This window comes from Streptomyces sp. NPDC001027 (assembly GCF_040299045.1).
GTDB lineage: Bacteria > Actinomycetota > Actinomycetes > Streptomycetales > Streptomycetaceae > Streptomyces.
The window spans coordinates 1-2,390 of sequence record NZ_JBEPBI010000496.1 but is presented as its reverse complement, the minus strand read 5'-3'; the positions used below and the strand labels follow the sequence as shown (position 1 = coordinate 2,390).

Annotated in this window: 2 protein-coding genes; both read left to right on the top strand. The window is 73.9% G+C overall.

Annotation, left to right across the window (positions count from 1 at the left end; translation table 11 throughout):
• A partial coding sequence (lysX, locus tag ABT300_RS43190) for a bifunctional lysylphosphatidylglycerol synthetase/lysine--tRNA ligase LysX (protein ID WP_351688414.1) occupies nucleotides 1-1,483 on the top strand: 1,483 nt, incomplete at its 5' end.
• A 152-nt stretch (nucleotides 1,484-1,635) separates the two neighbouring features.
• Nucleotides 1,636-2,390 (top strand): polysaccharide deacetylase family protein (locus ABT300_RS43185; RefSeq protein ID WP_351688411.1); only part of this gene is annotated, 755 nt, incomplete at its 3' end.

Below are 2,390 nucleotides of genomic sequence, written 5' to 3'. Positions count from 1 at the left end.
GGAGGGGGGGGGGGTGAGGGGGCGGCGCGGGGCCGCCCCCGACCAGGTCCGCGTCCGGCGCCGCACCCTCGACCGGCTGCGCGCCCGGGGCGTCGACCCCTACCCGGTCGGCGTCCCGGCGCGCACCCACACGCTCGCCGAGGTCCGCCCCCTCGCGGGCGGCGGCGCGACGGTCACCGTCGCCGGCCGGATCATGCGCGTACGCGACTTCGGCGGCATCGTCTTCGTGACCCTGCGCGACTGGTCGGGCGACCACCAGCTCGCCCTCACCCGAGACGCCCTCGGCTCCCGGGAGGCCCTCGGAGTCTTCCGGGCCGACACCGACCTCGGCGACCACCTCTGCGTCACCGGCACGGCAGGCCTCAGCGACAAGGGCGAGCCGACCGTCTTCGTGACGGCCTGGCAGCTCACCGCCAAATGCCTGCGCCCCCTGCCCGACAAGCGCCGCGGCCTGACCGACCCCGAGGCCAAGGTCCGCATGCGCCACCTCGACCTGGTGGCCGGACCCGCCGCGCGCGACGTCGTGCGCGCCCGCTCGACCGCCGTCCAGGCCCTGCGCCAGGGGCTGCTGCGGCGCGGCTACCTCGAGGTCGAGACGCCCATGCTCCAGCAGATCCACGGCGGCGCCAACGCCCGGCCCTTCACCACCCACATCAACGCCTACGACCTCGACCTGTACCTGCGCATCGCCCCCGAGCTGTATCTGAAGCGGCTGTGCGTCGGCGGTCTGGAGAAGGTCTTCGAGATGGGCCGCACCTTCCGCAACGAAGGCGTCTCCTACAAGCACAATCCCGAGTTCACGATGCTCGAGGCCTACCAGGCGTACGCCGACTACGACGAGATGCTCCAGCTGGCCCGCGAGCTGATCCAGGGCGCCGCCACGGCCGCCTTCGGCTCACCGGTCGTCCGCAAGGACGGACGCGAGCACGACATCTCGGGGGAGTGGCCGGTGCGAACGGTCCACGGCGCGATCTCCGAGGCGCTCGGCGAGGAGATCGACGCCGACACGGACCTGGCGGACCTGCTGCGGCACTGCGACCGCGCCGGCGTCCCGTACACGCCGGACGACGGCCGGGGCGACGTCGTCCTGGAGATGTACGAGCGGCTCGTCGAGGAGAAGACCCTGATGCCGACCTTCTACAAGGACTTCCCCACCGACGTCTCCCCGCTCACCCGGCAGCACCGTCGCGACCCGCGTCTCGCGGAACGCTGGGACCTCGTCGCCTTCGGCACCGAACTCGGCACCGCGTACTCGGAGTTGACCGATCCGGTCGAGCAGCGCCGGCGGCTGACCGAGCAGTCCCTGCTGGCCGCCGGAGGCGACCCGGAGGCGATGGAGCTCGACGAGGACTTCCTCGACGCCCTCGAGTACGCGATGCCGCCGACCGGCGGCCTGGGCATCGGCGTCGACCGCCTCGTCATGTTCCTCACCGGGCTCACCATCCGCGAGACCCTGCCGTTCCCGCTGGTGCGGCACCGCTGAGCGGGCCGCCGGCGCCGAGCGCTGCACGGCCGAGCGCTGCACGGCCGAGCGCTGCACGGCCGGGCGCCGCGCTGCGCCGGGCGGGTGGAATCATGCCGCCGGTCCGGTGTCGGCAGGGTGCGCCGGGCGCCGCTCGGGCGACTGATGACTGCATGAAGAAGGAGCAGTTGTTCACGCGGCGCCGGGCGTTGCTCGCGGGCGCCGCCGCCGTCGGAGCGGTCGGCACGGCCGGAGTGTTCACGTGGGGCGACAGGGGCGGGCCGGTCCGGGCCCCCGCCGCCGGCGCCCCGGCCCGCAGCCTCCCGCTGAAGCCCTCCGCCTACCGACTCCAGCCGCTGACCGGCTACGGTCCCCCGCGCGCCGCGCCCGCCCGCACCCCCGTGCGCCACGAACCCCTGCTGCGGATGACCGGGCGCGGCCGCACCATGGTGCTGACCTTCGACGACGGACCCGACCCCCACTACACCCCCGGCATCCTCGACACGCTGGCCGAGTACGACGTGCGCGCGACGTTCTTCGTGTGCGGCGAGATGGCCGTCGACCACCAGGACCTGCTGGCGCGGATGGCCGACGAGGGCCACGTCGTGGGCAACCACACCTGGTCCCACCCCCTGCTCACCAGGCTGACCCGTGCTCAGATCCGCTCCGAGATGTCCCGCACCAGCGACGTCATCGAGGAGGGCTACGGTGAGCGGCCCCGCTGGTTCCGCGCCCCCTACGGCGCGTGGAACCGCGCGGCCTTCCGGATCGGCGCCGAACTGGGCATGGAACCGCTCGCCTGGACGGTCGACACCCTCGACTGGACCACCCCCGGCGCCGGCGTGATCGTCGACCGGGTCGAGAAGGGCGCCGCCCCCGGCGTCGTGGTGCTCTCGCACGACGCCGGGGGCGACCGCACCCAGAGCAG